The 15513-nt window shown below is 32.8% G+C and carries 15 protein-coding genes; 14 read left to right on the top strand and 1 reads right to left on the bottom strand.

Annotated elements, in window-relative coordinates; translation table 11 throughout:
* Positions 1 to 10 precede the first annotated feature (10 nt).
* The 3 genes from Q0K54_RS00195 (at position 11) to Q0K54_RS00185 (ending at position 3299) form a co-directional block, all read left to right on the top strand.
* Positions 11 to 1564 (top strand): hypothetical protein, encoded by a 1554-nt coding sequence (locus Q0K54_RS00195; protein WP_294577668.1) that lies wholly within the window; start codon positions 11 to 13, stop codon positions 1562 to 1564.
* 121 nt (positions 1565 to 1685) lie between these two features.
* A complete protein-coding gene (locus tag Q0K54_RS00190; protein ID WP_294577665.1) occupies positions 1686 to 2504 on the top strand; it encodes a hypothetical protein in 819 nt (272 codons plus the stop codon).
* A gap of 87 nt (positions 2505 to 2591) precedes the next feature.
* Positions 2592 to 3299 (top strand): phosphatase, encoded by a 708-nt coding sequence (locus Q0K54_RS00185; RefSeq protein WP_294577662.1) that lies wholly within the window; start codon positions 2592 to 2594, stop codon positions 3297 to 3299.
* A gap of 125 nt (positions 3300 to 3424) precedes the next feature.
* Here Q0K54_RS00185 and Q0K54_RS00180 read toward each other — a convergent pair whose 3' ends face one another.
* On the bottom strand, positions 3425 to 3676 hold the full coding sequence (locus tag Q0K54_RS00180) for a hypothetical protein (RefSeq protein ID WP_294577659.1): 252 nt from the start codon (positions 3674 to 3676) through the stop codon (positions 3425 to 3427).
* Positions 3677 to 4191: 515 nt separating this feature from the next.
* Between Q0K54_RS00180 and trpE the strand changes: the two genes are divergently transcribed.
* From trpE to Q0K54_RS00125, 11 genes are all read left to right on the top strand, one after another.
* Positions 4192 to 5652, top strand: a complete 1461-nt coding sequence (trpE, locus tag Q0K54_RS00175) for an anthranilate synthase component I (protein ID WP_294577656.1) — start codon at positions 4192 to 4194, stop codon at positions 5650 to 5652.
* Positions 5652 to 6227, top strand: coding sequence for an aminodeoxychorismate/anthranilate synthase component II (locus tag Q0K54_RS00170; RefSeq protein ID WP_294577798.1), 576 nt, complete (start codon positions 5652 to 5654; stop codon positions 6225 to 6227). Before trpE ends, Q0K54_RS00170 begins: the two co-directional genes overlap by 1 nt.
* Positions 6220 to 7227 carry an anthranilate phosphoribosyltransferase gene (gene trpD / locus Q0K54_RS00165; RefSeq protein WP_294577653.1) on the top strand — a complete coding sequence of 336 codons (1008 nt, stop codon included), beginning with the start codon at positions 6220 to 6222 and terminating at the stop codon, positions 7225 to 7227. Before Q0K54_RS00170 ends, trpD begins: the two co-directional genes overlap by 8 nt.
* Positions 7228 to 7241: 14 nt before the next feature.
* Positions 7242 to 8039: an indole-3-glycerol phosphate synthase TrpC gene (trpC, locus tag Q0K54_RS00160; RefSeq protein WP_294577650.1), complete on the top strand. Its 798-nt coding sequence runs from the start codon at positions 7242 to 7244 to the stop codon at positions 8037 to 8039.
* Positions 8029 to 8625, top strand: coding sequence for a phosphoribosylanthranilate isomerase (locus Q0K54_RS00155; RefSeq protein ID WP_294577647.1), 597 nt, complete (start codon positions 8029 to 8031; stop codon positions 8623 to 8625). The genes trpC and Q0K54_RS00155 overlap by 11 nt, the downstream gene beginning before the upstream one ends.
* Positions 8612 to 9796 carry a tryptophan synthase subunit beta gene (gene trpB, locus Q0K54_RS00150; protein WP_294577644.1) on the top strand — a complete coding sequence of 395 codons (1185 nt, stop codon included), beginning with the start codon at positions 8612 to 8614 and terminating at the stop codon, positions 9794 to 9796. Before Q0K54_RS00155 ends, trpB begins: the two co-directional genes overlap by 14 nt.
* Positions 9789 to 10556, top strand: a complete 768-nt coding sequence (gene trpA / locus Q0K54_RS00145) for a tryptophan synthase subunit alpha (protein WP_294577641.1) — start codon at positions 9789 to 9791, stop codon at positions 10554 to 10556. The genes trpB and trpA overlap by 8 nt, the downstream gene beginning before the upstream one ends.
* Positions 10557 to 10859: 303 nt before the next feature.
* Positions 10860 to 12194, top strand: coding sequence for a TrkH family potassium uptake protein (locus Q0K54_RS00140; protein ID WP_294577638.1), 1335 nt, complete (start codon positions 10860 to 10862; stop codon positions 12192 to 12194).
* Positions 12195 to 12218: 24 nt separating this feature from the next.
* Positions 12219 to 12866 carry a TrkA family potassium uptake protein gene (locus Q0K54_RS00135; RefSeq protein ID WP_294577635.1) on the top strand — a complete coding sequence of 216 codons (648 nt, stop codon included), beginning with the start codon at positions 12219 to 12221 and terminating at the stop codon, positions 12864 to 12866.
* Between the two features lie 31 nt (positions 12867 to 12897).
* Entirely contained in the window at positions 12898 to 14814 is a 1917-nt protein-coding gene (locus tag Q0K54_RS00130) for a DUF4118 domain-containing protein (protein WP_294577632.1), read from the top strand.
* Complete coding sequence (locus Q0K54_RS00125) at positions 14807 to 15505, top strand: response regulator (RefSeq protein WP_294577630.1); 699 nt, start codon at positions 14807 to 14809, stop codon at positions 15503 to 15505. The genes Q0K54_RS00130 and Q0K54_RS00125 overlap by 8 nt, the downstream gene beginning before the upstream one ends.
* Positions 15506 to 15513 lie beyond the last annotated feature (8 nt).

The following is a 15513-nucleotide window of genomic DNA, read 5'->3' as shown; positions in this document are numbered from 1 at the left end:
AGGTGTAATTATGGATAGCAAAGTATTAAAGAAATGGGCCTGGAAAATGGCTGGTGAACAACGATTGGCTATTTGGAAAGCTTGTTTAGCAATTTTTGGTGTCAGTTTCTGTTTAATTGTATCGTTAATGCTGTTTTTTTACTGGCTTTTAAGTTTAAAAACTTCTTCGCTGGTTGGAATTATTGATTTTATAGCTGTGGCGATAATTTTAGTTGCTTATCTTTTTGTTGGTGGTTTTTCGATGCAGTTATATTGTTATCTAAGGGAACTGATAGTAAATAAACAAGCTAGTCTTAAATTATTGAAAGCAGATTTAACAACATATTTTTATCATGGAATTGCTTTTTGGCTTGTCATGCTGGCTTGTTTTTTAGGGCTGTTTTTATTTATCATCCCGGGAGTTTTGATTTATTTAAAATTTATGCCGGCACTTTATCTGTTGGCTAATCATCCAGAAATGTCAATCTTAACGGCTTTTACAACTAGTTGTGAATTGATGACAGCTAAAAGAATGATAAAAAGACTTACTTTAAAGTTAAGTGTTCTAGGCTGGGTAATTTTAGGTGTTGTGACAATGTTTATTGGCTTTTTTTGGATATTTCCATATTTATTAATGATTAATAATCGCTTTTTACTAGAGTTAGATGATCATCAATCAAGTACCTGTAAAATCAATGATCATCAGATTAATGATGATATTGGCGAATTTGCCATTTGTAATCATTTAAAGCATATTGATAATTATATCTTTGGTTTATTTAATGATTATCCAGTAGTCATTAAAGTTTTAAATGAAAATATATCGGTTACTGTTAGTGCGGTTGGTAATGATCGAATTAAAATTGATGAGTATTTTTCATTGCTGGAAAATAAGATTACCTGTGTCAAAGCTATTAATTATAGTAATGGACGGATTAAAGTTACTTTATCTGGTCATGATTTTAATCAGGTTTACCAATTATTAAAAAATTTAACGTTAACGATACGTAAAATCCACTATTTACCAGGTTGCAGTCATTGTCATCTACAACGGGAAACCAGCTTTTATCGCTATCATGGCAAGATTATTAATATTTGTCATGAATGTTATAGTCAATTACGTGGTAATGAAGATAGTTTTCATGAAAAATATTATTATGGTTTTTTAGGAGCTATGATTGGATCCTTGTTAGGAGCAGTAGTTTGGGTCGTAGCTTATCAATATACAGTTCTGGGTCGTTTGAGTGGTTATTTAATGGCATTTTTAGCTTTGAAAGGTTATCAAATTGTATCTAAACGACTTTCAAAAACCGGATTAGGAATCTGTGGTTTTTGGAGCGTAATAGCATTAATTTTAGCGGAGTTTTTTAGCTTGAGCTTTCAAATTATGCAGATTGCATCGTTATCTAGTTTGTTTGAAGCAATCATGATAACACCAGGATTTATTATCCATGGTAATATTGCAATTATAATTATTGAAGATTTAGTGGTTGGTTTAGCGTTTATCGTTTTAGCCTTTATTCAAATTAGTTATCGGCTTAATCATAAAGATCCCAATTTGGAATTTATTAGTCTCGAAGAGTAAAATCAGGAATAATATCCTGATTTTATGTGATTTTATCGTATTTTTTGTCTATTAATCACAAAAAATCAATGTTATAATAAAGATATTAAAAGCCAAATAAAAATGGAGAAGGAGAGACGAGATGACCAATTATTTGCTTGCTTTTATATCGGGAATTCTAGGTACAATGATAGGTGGGACAGCTTCATTTGTAATTACTGGGTTGGTTGGATTGATCGTTATTATCTTAGATGCTTCAGGAGCTAATACTGTTGTTTTGACAAATCAGGTATTAAATTTATTATTTATGCCTTGTGTTTGTTTCAATGGGGCCATAGCAGGATTGGCTTTTGCAGCTAATATTCGTCATCATGATATTAATGGTGCTAATGGGAATCGATCTTTATATTTTACTGGTGATTGGCTAGTTTTAATTATTGGTGGTATTTTTGGCTTGTTAGGATATGGGTTGTTTTCTTTGTTTACAGCCTGGCAGTTTCCAATTGATATTGGAGCTTTAGTGGTACTTTCAGTCAACGTTTTGATTCGGGTCTTATTTGGGACCAAGAAATATATCCATCATCCAGAAGAGTCACTTTTCAAACTTGATCAGCTCAATTTTTGGGGATTTCAAATAATCTTTGCTTTGGCACTATCGTTAGTTACAGCGTATTTTGTTGCTGATACTAATGTTTCCAGCATCGGATTTTCTTTAAGTGCCTTAAGTTTGATTTTTGTTTTCGCTACTCCGGATTTTCCGGCTACTCATCATACGACATTAATAGCGGGATATGCGATGATGGCTACCGGTTCATTATTGATCAGTGCTATTTTTGGGGTTTTAGCACAATTATTTTTCATTATTTTTAATACTTATTTTAATACTGAATTAGACAGTCATGTCGATGCACCTGCAGCATCAATTGCGTTATTCAGTCTAATTATTTTTACAGTATTTTAAAGAGATTTCAGTCTCTTTTTTTGGTTGCAAAAATAGCTGATTGGCATATAATTAATCTTAATTAGATTATTTAAAACGGAGGCTAAAATGGAAAAATATGAATTAGATGTACATACGCATACTATTGCCAGTGGGCATGCTTATTCGACTATTAGTGAATTAGTAGCTGAAGCTAAAAATAAAGAGTTGAAACTATTAGGAATTGTAGAACATGATGTTGGAATTCCGGGAACTTGTGATCCAATTTATTTTAAAAATTATCATGTCGTACCACGAAATTTTAATGGTCTAGATCTTATTTTAGGAATTGAAATAAATATTTTAGATCATGATGGTAAATTGAGTATTGATGAAAATTTGTATCAGTATGTTGATTATTGTATGGCTGGAATTCATTTTCATTGTTATCAACCCGGAACGATTGAACAAAACACCCATGCAGTTATTGAAACCATCAAAAATCCCCATATTAGTGTCATTGTTCATCCTGACGATGGTTATTGTCCTTTAGATTATGAAAAAGTAGTTTTGGCTGCTAAGAACTATCATACTCTATTAGAAGTTAATAATAATGCTTTAAGAAGTAATTCACGTTTGCATTCTCGAGAAAATGTAATTGAGATGTTAAGACTATGCCATCGTTGTCAAGTACCGGTTATTTTCGGTAGTGATGCTCATATTCATTTTGATGTCATGAATTTTGATCAAATCGAAAGTATTATCACGGAAATTAATTTTCCTAAAAAATTAATTGTCAATTATGATGTTGATAAGTTTTATCAATTCATCAAATAATAAAACCATGTAACTAATGCTACATGGTTTATTGTCATTTTATATTAGAAATTTTTAAAACTACACAATTACTAAATTTAAAGTACTTATTTAAATAATTAATCTAGATCCGTTTTGACTCAACCTCAGTGAGCCACTGATATAATTGGGGGTCTACGTTTCATATTTAGCCGATAATCTTTTTTCATATTGATTCTAAGATTAAATGGAGCGATCTTACTAGAAATGTAGTTGACGAAAATTGGGTTGGCTTTTAAAATACTTTCATCATCATCTGCTAGACCAATTCCAAGTAGCTGATATGATCTAAGTAGTACATCAATTAAAACTATTAATGTATAAAGTAATAATACTGAAATAACATACATCTCGTTCATATTTTCAACTCCTTTCGTCTAATCCTTTCCTCACCATTATAATAGCACAATTGTTCAAAAAATGAAAGGGCTTTCATAAATTTTTTAAAAAATTTTTGTTGAATTTATCGTTGTTTTTTGAATTTTATATATGTGATAAAAAATGTTTTTGATTAAAAACATTTATCAAAAATTTAAAAATTTATTGACACTAAAAATATATCAGTATATGATATTAACAAGCAAACCGATGAAGTGGAGATAAAAATAGATCGTGCACTTACAGAGAGCCTGGATGGTGGAAGCAGGTAGAACGCAGCCTATTAAATGGACCACGGAGGGCAAAGTGAAAAGCATTAGCTGAGTATTCTTTGACGTGAGACTTACGTAAGTAGTCATAGATGTGATAGCATCTAGTAAGAGCACGAGTGTATCGTGAAGCAAGGTGGCACCGCGGAATAAGTGTATTTTATCCGTCCTTGACAGAATTATTTTCTGTCGGGACGGTTTTTTGTTTATTAAGGAGGAAATTAAAAATGTATTATCCAACACTAGAACAAGCTCAAGAGATAGTAAAAAATGGTAATTATGATTTAATACCAGTAAGTAAAGAAATCTATGGTGATCAATTTACACCAATTGAAGTTATGCGAATTTTGAAAAACTACAGTAATCACTGTTACATGTTAGAAAGTGTGGATGATACTAAACGATGGAGCCGCTATACATTTATGGGTTTTGAACCAACAAGTGAAATTACTTGTTTAAATAATATGATGAAAGTTGATGATCAAATCTTTAAAGTTGATTATCCTGGAACCTATATTAAAAAATTGTTGCAGAAGTATCGAAGTCCTAAACTTACTGGACTGCCCTCATTTACTGGGGGTTTAGTTGGATATTTTGCTTATGATTATTTTAAATATAATGAACCGACATTAAAGTTACATGAAGATAATCAGGATTTTAATGATGTTGATTTAATGTTATTTGATCAAGTCATTTGTTTTGATAACTATCGACAAAAAATAATTTTGATTGTTAATGCGAGTACGACTGATTTACAAGAGAGTTATGTTGAAGCAACCAAACGGATCGAACGGTTAGAAAAAATCCTAAAAAAGGGTACTAAAGCTAAAATACCAGTATTAGAATTAAAAAGTGATTTTCAGTCATTGTTTAGCCAAAAAGAATATTGTGCAATGGTAGAAAAAGCAAAAGATCATATTAAAGAAGGGGATATTTTTCAAGTAGTTTTAGCCAATCGTTTAGCGGCTAAAGCTCAAGGCAGTTTATTTGATACTTATCGAATTTTAAGAACGACGAACCCTTCGCCATATATGTTTTACTTTTCTAGTCAAAGTCAAGAAATTGCCGGTGCCTCGCCGGAAACTTTGATTAAATTAGAAGATCACAATTTATATACTTATCCTTTAGCGGGAACGCGACCACGGGGTCAGGATGAAAATATGGATCAGATGTTAATGGAGGAATTGTTAGCTGATGAAAAAGAATTGGCAGAACATAATATGTTAGTGGATCTAGGTCGAAATGATATTGGTAGAATTGCTAAATTTAATAGCGTTAAAGTAGAAAAATATTTAGAAGTATTGAAGTTTTCACATGTGATGCACCTAGGTTCTACAGTAACGGGAATTATTAAAGATGACAAAGATGCAATTGATGCTATTGATGCTTTACTTCCAGCGGGAACTTTATCAGGCGCTCCTAAAATCAAAGCTAGTCAAATTATTGATGAATTAGAACAAAGTCGCCGGGGAATTTATGGTGGGGCGATAGGATATATTGATTTTACAGGTAATTTAGATACTTGTATTGCGATTAGGATCGCGTATAAAAAAGATGATCAGGTTTATGCTTGTTCCGGTGCTGGAATTGTTTATGACAGTATTGCTGAAAATGAGTATCAGGAGTGTTTGAATAAAGCTCGAGTTGTAATAAATGCGATCAAAGAAGCAGATGGAGGGATCGAATGATGATTTTATTAATTGATAATTATGATAGTTTTGCTTATAACTTGTATCAATTAATTGGTTCAATTGATCCTGATATTAAAGTGATTCGAAATGATGAAATGACTATAAAGGAAATAGAAACACTAGATCCTGAAATAATTGTTATTTCACCGGGACCTGGAAAACCTGGTGAAGCGGGAAATATTGAAGAAATTATTAAGTATTTTTATCAAAAAAAACCAATTTTGGGTGTTTGTTTAGGACATCAGGCTATTTGCGAAGCCTTTGGCAGTCAGATTACTTATGCTAAAAAGCTGATGCATGGCAAAAGTTCGCTGGTTTTTACTGAAGATGATTCAATATTTAACCATGTGACTAAACCATTACAGGTAGCTAGATATCATTCATTGGCAGTTGCTAAAGAAAGTTTAGCACCCAAGCTAAAAGTAATAGCAATTAGTGATGATCAAGAAGTGATGGCAATTAAACATAAAGATTATCCAGTTTATGGATTACAATTTCACCCAGAATCGATATTAACGCCAGAAGGAAAACAGATAATAGAGAATTTTTTGGAGGTAGCGAGAAATGATTAAAGAGGCGATATTGAAATTATCAAAGAAAATTGATTTAACGGCAGAAGAAGCTAAAACATGTATGAATGAAATCATGGATGGAAAAGCCAGTGATGTTCAAATGAGCAGTTATTTAACCGCTTTAAGTATTAAAGGAGAAACTATTGATGAAATAACGGGTAGTGCTGCTGGAATGCGGGAACATTGTATTAAATTATTAAATGATGAAGAAGTATTGGAGATTGTTGGTACTGGTGGTGATGGAGCTAATTCATTTAATATTTCGACGACATCATCAATAATTATTGCTGCCAGTGGTGTAAAAGTAGCTAAACATGGTAATCGGGCAGCTAGTTCTAAATGTGGAGCTGCTGATGTTTTAGAAGCTTTAGGTGTAAAAATTGATGTATCTCCTCAAAAAAGTGCTAAAATATTAAACAAGATTAACATCTGTTTCTTATTTGCTCAAAATTATCATATTGCGATGAAATATGTCGCTCCAGTTAGAAGAGAGTTGGGAATTAGGACAGTCTTTAATATTCTGGGTCCTTTGACTAATCCTGCTGGTGCCAGCATGCAGGTGATGGGGGTATATGAAGAAACTCTGGTAAAACCACTAGCTGAGGTTTTATCAAATTTGGGAGTAAAAAGAGCAATGGTAGTCTATGGACAAGACTGTTTAGATGAAATTTCTTTATCAGCACCAACTAGTGTCTGTGAGGTCAAAGATGGCAGCTATACCAGCTACACGATTACTCCAGAACAATTTGGTTTTAAACGGTGTAACAAGGCTGATTTAGTTGGAGGTAGTCCTGATTATAATGCCAAGATCACTCGTGATATTTTAAATGGTGTTAAAGGACCAAAAAGAGATGCTGTATTATTGAATGCCGGTGCAGCTATTTATATTGGTGGCAAAGCTAAGACGATGCAAGAAGGTATTGAATTGGCAGCTGATTTGATTGATTCTGGAAAAGCTTTATCTAAACTGGAGGAGTTCATTAAGGAAACTAATGCGTAGAAGGAGTTTAGAAAATGATTATTGATGACATTGTTGAAAGAACATTAGAGAGAGTTGCAGAAAACAAAAAAAGAAATTCAATTGAAAAGCTAGCTAAATTAGCTTTTGATAAGCCAATTAGTAAAGAATATCCTTTTGAAAAGGCGCTAAGAAAACCAGGATTATCTTATATTATGGAAGTTAAGCGTGCTTCGCCTTCTAAAGGAGTTATTACTCAAAACTTTGATTATAAAACAATTGCTAAAGAATATGAAGATATCGGAGCAGCTGCTATTTCAGTGGTAACTGAACCGGATTTCTTTCAGGGGGATGATGACTTTTTAGCGGAAATTAAAAAAGTTGTTAAGATTCCGGTTTTACGAAAAGATTTTGTTGTTGATGAATATATGATTTATGAAGCTAAATTATTAGGCGCTGATGCGGTCTTATTGATTTGTAGTGTTTTAGATGAAATTACATTGATGCGTTGTTTAAATCTAGCTGAACGTCTAGGAATGAGTGGTTTAGTTGAGGCTCATAGTTCTATGCAGGTCAAAAAGGCCTTACGAGTTGGGGCTAAAATAATTGGGGTTAATAATCGTGATTTAAGAAATTTTGAAGTAGATCTCAAAAATAGTATTGAACTTAGAAGCATGGTGCCTGAAGATGTTGTTTTTGTATCTGAAAGTGGTATTAAAACTTATGATGATATCCGGGCACTTGAAGAAAATAACGTTAATGCCGTTTTGATTGGAGAAACGTTGATGCGTTCTCATGATAAACGGAAGACCTTTGAAATCCTTCAAGGTCTACGTGAACCTAATGAAAATTAAAATCTGTGGTCTGTTTCGAAATCAAGACATAGATTATGTTAATGCATACCAGCCAGATTATATTGGTTTTGTCTTTGCCAAAAGTAAACGACAGGTTACTTATCAGCTGGCGAAGCAATTAAAACAGCAGTTAGATCCTAACATTTTAGCTGTTGGTGTCTTTGTTGATAGTAATTTAGATATTATTGAAAAATTAGCTGATGATAAAATCATTGATCTGGTTCAGCTTCATGGAAATGAAGATGTTGCTTATATTCGACAACTAAAGAAAAGAATCCAACTTCCAATCATCAAAGCAATTAAAATGAGTAATAATATTGACTTAAAAAAGCTTAACTATCCCGTAGATTATTATCTTTTAGATAATGTTGTTAGTGGCAGTGGTCAGACATTTAACTGGTCGTTGATAAAAGAAATTGATAAGCCATTTTTCTTGGCCGGCGGCTTAAATTTAAATAATCTTGATCAAGCCTTAAAAATAAAAGCATATGGACTCGATCTTAGCAGCGGTGTAGAAACCGATGGCTGTAAAGATCGAAATAAAATAGAACAGGTAGTAAGGAGAGTCAAAAATGGAAACAGGTAGATATGGAATACATGGGGGACAGTATATTCCCGAAACATTAATGAGTGAAATTCATAAAGTTGAACAAGCTTACGAGTTTTATAAAAATGATCCGGAGTTTAATCAGGAATTACAAAAGTTATTAAATGAATATGCCGGAAGGCCATCATTATTATATTATGCTAAAAAAATGACTGAAGATTTAAATGGCGCAAAAGTATATTTAAAACGTGAAGATTTAAATCATACGGGTTCCCATAAAATCAATAATGTTTTAGGTCAGGTTTTAATGGCTAAAAAGATGGGTAAAACACGAGTTATTGCGGAAACTGGTGCCGGGCAACATGGTGTAGCTACTGCTACAGCCGCCGCGTTACTGGGGTTAGAGTGTGAAATTTTTATGGGAAAAGAAGATACTGATCGTCAGGCTTTGAATGTGTATCGAATGGAACTTTTAGGAGCCAAGGTTCATAGTGTTACAACAGGAACCATGACTTTAAAAGACGCAGTCAATGAAACGATGCGTGAATGGACTAAAAGAATTGACGATACTCATTATGTGTTAGGGTCAGTTATGGGACCCCATCCATTTCCAATGATCGTCAGAGATTTTCAGAGTGTTATTTCTAAAGAAGCTCGCAAACAGATTTTAGAGTATGAAGGAAAATTGCCTACGGCTGTAATGGCCTGTGTTGGTGGTGGCAGTAATGCAATGGGAATGTTCTATCATTTCATTGATGATCCAGAAGTTGCATTAATTGGTTGTGAAGCTGCTGGTAAAGGAGTGGATACTGCCTTGAATGCTGCGACGATCGCTACTGGTTCTCTAGGAGTTTTCCATGGAATGAAGTCTTATTTTTGCCAAGATGAATATGGACAAATTGCACCAGTTTATTCGGTTTCAGCGGGATTAGATTATCCAGGAATCGGTCCGGAGCATGCCTATTTACATGATATTGGTCGTGCTCAATATGTACCAGTGACTGATGATGAAGCCGTTGACGCTTTTGAATATTTAGCTCGAACGGAAGGAATAATTTGTGCAATTGAAAGTGCTCATGCAATTGCACATGCTCGTAAAATTGTACCACAGATGAGTAAAGATGATGTTGTAATTATTTGTTTATCAGGTCGTGGCGACAAAGATGTTGCAGCGATTGCCAGATATCGGGGGGTTGATCTTCATGAATAGAATCCAAGAAGCGTTTAAAAATAAAACGGCATTTATTCCTTTTTTAACTGCCGGTGATCCTAATAAAGAAAGTACGATTGCTTATATTTTAGAATTAGAAAAAGCTGGAGCTTCATTGATTGAAATTGGAATACCATTTAGTGATCCAATTGCAGAAGGGCCAGTGATTCAAGATGCTAATATTCGAGCTATTAAAAATGGGATGACAACTGATCAGGTATTTGAAATAGTCAGTGCTGTTCGTCAAAGTTCACAAATACCAATTTGCTTAATGACATATTTAAATCCTGTTTTCCATTATGGTTATGATCGATTTTTTCAAAAGTGTCAAGAATGTGGGATTGATGGCATAATTATTCCTGATTGTCCTTTTGAAGAAAGCAAGGAGGTAACTGATGTTTGTTATCGATATGGAGTTACGTTTATATCAATGATCGCCCCAACCAGTCAAGAAAGAATTACTAAGATTGCCAGTCAGGCCCAGGGCTTTATCTATCTAGTTTCTTCAATGGGAGTAACTGGAATGCGTAATTCTATTGAAACGGATGTTAAAGGAATTGTAGAAACAATTAAATCAGTTACCGATACACCAGTTGCTATTGGTTTTGGAATCAATAATCCTGAACAAGTTAAATATTTTAAAGATATAGTTGATGGAATTATCGTTGGTAGTGCTATTGTAAATATTATTAAAGAACACCAGGATCAAAGCCATGAAACATTATATAATTATGTTCGTACATTAACTAAAGAATTGTAAAAAAAGAAACTGAAATTCAGTTTCTTTTTATATTTTAGAATATTTAATTAGATAATAACCGCCACCAATAATAACCATCAATAAAAGTAATAATTCTAAATTTTCCATTACTACCACCTCTATTTCTATTTATAGAATATCAAAATAAGTATTAAAATAACGTAAGTTATTGAATAAACCAATTAAAATTTCATTAAGAAAAAGTCAATCTTTATACAATCTTAATATCCTTGCAAAAATCTTTATTTTATATTTATACTTAATTTAGTATAGTGAATTCATAAAGATAGAAGGTCGAGGTGGTTGCTTATCAAAGAAAAAATTACCGAAAAACTGCTGCATGAATATTCGCCGACTAAAGTAATATTTTTAGGTTTTTGTTTAATTATATTACTAGGAACAATTTTACTAACTTTGCCAATTTCAGTAAAAGAAGGTCAAGAAATTTCTGTGATGACTTCTTTTTTTACCGCCACATCAGCAACTTGTGTTACTGGATTGATTCGAGCGGATACTTATACTAACTGGACCTGGTTTGGACAATTGGTTATTATTTCCTTGATTCAAATTGGTGGAATCGGATTTATGACATTATGTATTTATATCCTAACTTTGGCTAAAAAGAAGATTGGTTTTTTAACACGTTCAATTATGCAAAATTCCATCTCTTCCCCACAGGTTGGCGGAATTGTTAAGATAACAAAGTTTATCGTTGTAAAAACTTTGATTATTGAAGGAATTGGGGCATTTTTATTAGCGTTAGTATTTTGCCGTCAATTTGGTTTGGCTAAAGGAATCTGGTTTGCCATTTTCCATAGTATTTCGGCATTTTGTAATGCTGGTTTTGATTTAATGGGAACAATTGAACCATTTAACTCTTTAGTATCTTACCAGGATAACTGGTATGTTAATTTAATTATCATGTCACTAATCGTTATTGGTGGTTTAGGTTTTTTAGTTTGGAAAGATATGATCGATTCGCGTTTTAGTTTTAGAAAAATGCGGCTACATACTAAATTAGTTTTGACAGTTACTTTGATTTTAATCTTTGGCGGAACATTTTTAGTTTATATTTTTGAACAAGGTAATGCGACGATTTTAGAATCGATGTTTCAATCAGTGACCGCCAGAACAGCTGGATTTAATAGCGTTGATTTATCAAAAATTCGTGAGACAACCCAGGTGATCTTAATTATTTTGATGTTTGTCGGTGGTTCTTCTGGTTCTACTGCCGGTGGGATCAAAACAACGACAGCTGCTGTTTTAATTGTCAACATTGTCAATTTATTTAAACAGCGGAAAGCTGTAGAAGTATATCATCGGCGAATTAGTGATGAAATTATTAAAACTGCCAGTATTGTTTTAATGATTTATTTGATTTTAACAGTATCGGTTGCTTTGGTTATTTGTCATATTGATCAGGTTCCTTTTGTTGCATCTTTATTTGAGACGGTATCAGCAATGGCAACAGTTGGTCTAACTGTAGGAATAACTACTAGTTTAAGTGTTGTATCACAATGCTTATTAGCGTTGTTGATGATAATTGGGCGAGTTGGTTCGATTACATTTTTATTAGCATTTGCAAGTAATCGTCCGGTTCCATCAAAAGCAGCAGCCGAAAAAATTCAAATTGGTTAATAATAATTGAAAGGATTAAGAATTATGAAATCAGTATTAATAATTGGACTTGGTCGTTTTGGACGGCATTTATCGCGAAAATTTATTGAAGAAGGAAATGCAGTTTTAGCTATCGAAAAAGATGAAGAAAGAGCCGATAATGCGGTTAATATTGTCAATGATATTCAAATTGGTGATGCGACTAATGAAGATTTTATTGAATCATTAGGGGTCAATAATTTTGATATTTGTATTGTGGCTATTGGTGACAATTTTCAAACAGCCTTAGAAATAACAGTGCTATTAAAAGATTGTGGGGCAAAATATGTTATTGCCAGAGCTAATCGTGATGTTCATCGAAAATTGCTGCTTAGAAATGGAGCTGATTATGTTGTTTATGCCGAAAAAGAAATAGCTGAAAAAATTGCTGTTAAATATGGGTCTAAAAATGTTTTTGATTATTTAGAATTAACACCAGATATTGGAATTTATGAGATAAAGACACCAGAAAGCTGGTTAAATAAAACAATTATTGAAAAGAAAGTCCGGACCAGATTTCAAATTAGTATTTTAGCGACTAAAAAAGATGGGATGATTTATCCATTACCACAGCCTGATCATGTTTTTTCTAGTAAAGAAACTTTGATCGTTATGGCCAAAGAAAAGTCAATCAAAGAAATTGCTCGTTTTTAAAACTATGTTATAATCTTTAAGGGGTTTTTCAATGGATATTAAACAAGAACATGTTTTACTTTGTTTATCACCATCAGCTTCTAATCCTGATGTAATTAAAATGGCAGCAACGGTGGCTCGTGATAGTCAAGCTATTTTTACCGCTTTATATGTTGAAACACCAGATAGTACGAAAATGAGCAAAAAAGATCAGGAGCAGTTGCGTTATAATGTTAATTTATCAAGGCAGTTAGGAGCTAATATTGAAACAGCTTTTGGTGAGGATATAGTTTATCAAATTAATGAGTTTTGTAAGAATTTTAATGTTACTAAGGTTTTTATTGGATATAGTCAACGTAAAAAATGGCATCTTTATGATAATTCGTTAGATAAGCGAATTATTGAAACATTGCAGGATTTAGATGTTAATGTCGTTTATCATCAAGATCCCTTAAAGCAAGAACCAAAAAGAAAAAATAAGTTTATTTTTAAAATCAGTGATTTACTGATTTCCAGTCTGGTATTATTGCTTGCAACATTGATTGGAATTTTATTCCATCATTTAGGTTTTAGTGAAGCTAATACCATTACGATTTATATTTTAGGAGTTTTGATCATTGCGGTTACGACAACTAATCGTGTATATAGTTTGGTTTCATCAATTTTAAGTGTAGTTATCTTTAATTTTATGTTTACTAATCCGCGTTTTACATTTGCAGCTTATGATTCCGGTTATCCGGTAACCTTTGGTATTATGCTGATTGCGGCTTTTATTACCAGTACGTTAGCTATTAGGATCAATCAGCAGGCAAAACAGTCAGCTCAGTATGCTTATCGAACTAAAGTGCTACTAGAAACTAATCGTTTACTGCAAAAAGAAAAAAGTATTGCCGGAATTAAACAGACTACTGCCCGTCAGATAACTAAATTACTCAATATGCCGGTAATTATTTGTCAGGTCAATACCGATGATCAGATTTATTATGAATGTTTTGGTGAAGCTGATATTGATGAATTTAAACAGGATAGTGAAGTTATGAAGATTTTAACGGCTTTTAAGCAAAGAAAATCATTACAGGATACCAATTATTATTTACCACTAGTTAGTGCTAATGATATTTATGGAGTAGTTATAATTGTAGCTGGTGGTAATATTATTGATGCTTTTGAAAATAATTTGATTTTATCGATTGTCGGTGAGTCAGCATTAGCTTTAGAAAAGGAATTATTTAATAAAAAACGGGAAGAAGCGGCAATTGAAGCTAAAAACGAACGTTTACGAGCCGATTTATTACGCTCCATTTCCCATGATCTTCGAACGCCGTTAACTAGTATTTCTGGTAATGCCAGTGTTTTGATGAATGATGGCAATAATTTAAGTGAAGAGAAAAAATATGATTTATATCAGGTTATTTATGATGATTCTTTGTGGCTGATTAATCTGGTTGAAAATTTACTAAGTGTAACTAGATTAGAAAATGGGAAAATGAATCTTCATTTAGAAACTGAATTGATCGATGAAATCATTAACGAAGCTTTAAATCATATTAGCCGGCGAATTGAACAGCATCATCTGGTCGTCGTTAATCATGAAGAATTTATTTTGGCCAAAGTTGATGCCCGGTTAATTATTCAGGTAATTATAAATATTGTTGATAATGCTATAAAATATACTCCAAAAGGGTCAACGATTGAAATTGAGACAATTAAACATGATCATTTAGTCGAAGTTCAAATCCGTGACAATGGTCCTGGTATTAAAGATGAAGATAAAGAAAAACTATTTGAGATGTTTTATACTGTCAAACATAATATCAGTGACTCTCGTCGGGGCTTAGGCTTAGGTTTAGCATTATGTAAAGCAATTATCAATGCCCATAACGGAACTATTTCTGTCAAGGATAATCATCCTTGTGGCACCATATTTAGTTTTAGTATACCAATTGAGGAGGTTGAAATTCATGAATAAACCATCTATTTTAGTAGTTGAAGATGATAATGCCGTTAGGAACCTGATTGTAACCACGTTAGAAACTCATGATTATAAATATCATACATCACAAACAGGGAAACAGGCAATTTTAGAAACAGCTTCTAAAAAACCAGATATCATGTTATTAGATTTGGGATTGCCAGATATTGATGGAGTCGAAGTAATCAAAAAAGTCCGGACCTGGACCAGTTTACCGATTATCGTTATTAGTGCTCGAAGCGAAGATCATGATAAAATTGAAGCATTAGACGCTGGAGCCGATGACTATTTAACGAAACCATTTTCGGTCGAAGAATTATTGGCACGATTGAGAGTAGTAATTAGACGATTAAATCATAATCAAAGTCAGGCTAATGAAAACAGTGAATTTATCAATGGTGAATTAAGGATTGATTATGTTAGTGGCTGTGCTTATTTAAATGATCAAGAATTACATCTTACCCCAATTGAATATAAACTTTTATGTTTGTTGTCACAAAATGTTGGTAAAGTTTTGACCCATACTTATATTACTAAGGAAATATGGGGAAATACTTTAGAAAGTGATGTAGCCTCACTTAGAGTATTTATGGCAACACTTAGAAAGAAGATAGAAGCTAATCCAGCTAAGCCCAAATATATTCAAACTCATGTGGGAGTTGGATATCGAATGCTTAGAATTGAATAGTTTAAAAG

It is taken from the genome of uncultured Thomasclavelia sp. (genome assembly GCF_944324745.1).
In the GTDB taxonomy this organism is placed as follows: Bacteria; Bacillota_I; Bacilli_A; order Erysipelotrichales; family Coprobacillaceae; genus Thomasclavelia.
Note: the sequence above shows the minus strand (reverse complement) of the source record. Positions and strands in the feature narration are given on the sequence as shown.